At 52.6% G+C, this 1,028-nt stretch carries 1 protein-coding gene; it reads left to right on the forward strand.

From position 1 onward, the window contains the following. The coding region (gene tuf / locus HX884_RS26615; RefSeq protein WP_178329047.1) for an elongation factor Tu at positions 1-1,028 on the forward strand (1,028 nt) is incomplete at both ends.

Consider the following 1,028-nt stretch of genomic DNA (forward strand, 5'->3'; position numbering starts at 1 on the left):
AAAACCTACGGTGGTTCTGCTCGTGCATTCGACCAGATCGATAACGCACCAGAAGAAAAAGCTCGTGGTATCACCATCAACACCTCTCACGTTGAGTATGACACCCCGACTCGCCACTACGCACACGTAGACTGCCCAGGCCACGCCGACTATGTTAAAAACATGATCACCGGTGCTGCGCAGATGGACGGCGCGATCCTGGTAGTAGCTGCGACTGACGGCCCAATGCCTCAGACTCGTGAGCACATCCTGCTGGGTCGTCAGGTAGGCGTTCCTTACATCATCGTGTTCCTGAACAAATGCGACATGGTTGATGACGAAGAGCTGCTGGAACTGGTAGAGATGGAAGTTCGTGAACTGCTGTCTCAGTACGATTTCCCAGGCGACGATACCCCAATCGTTCGTGGTTCCGCGCTGAAAGCGCTGGAAGGCGACGCAGAGTGGGAAGAGAAAATCATCGAACTGGCTGGCTACCTGGATTCTTACATCCCAGAACCAGAGCGTGCGATTGACAAGCCATTCCTGCTGCCAATTGAAGACGTATTCTCCATCTCCGGTCGTGGTACCGTTGTTACCGGTCGTGTAGAGCGCGGTATCATCAAAGTTGGTGAAGAAGTTGAAATCGTTGGTATCAAAGAGACTGCGAAGTCTACCTGTACTGGCGTTGAAATGTTCCGCAAACTGCTGGACGAAGGCCGTGCTGGTGAGAACGTTGGTGTTCTGCTGCGTGGTATCAAACGTGAAGAAATCGAACGTGGTCAGGTTCTGGCGAAGCCAGGCTCAATCAAGCCACACACCAAGTTCGAATCTGAAGTGTACATCCTGTCTAAAGACGAAGGCGGCCGTCATACTCCGTTCTTCAAAGGCTACCGTCCACAGTTCTACTTCCGTACAACTGACGTGACCGGTACCATCGAACTGCCAGAAGGCGTAGAGATGGTAATGCCAGGCGACAACATCAAGATGGTTGTGACTCTGATCCACCCAATCGCGATGGACGACGGTCTGCGTTTCGCAATCCGTGAAGG

Source organism: Enterobacter sp. SECR19-1250, assembly GCF_013391025.1.
Taxonomy (GTDB): Bacteria; Pseudomonadota; Gammaproteobacteria; order Enterobacterales; family Enterobacteriaceae; genus Enterobacter; species Enterobacter cloacae.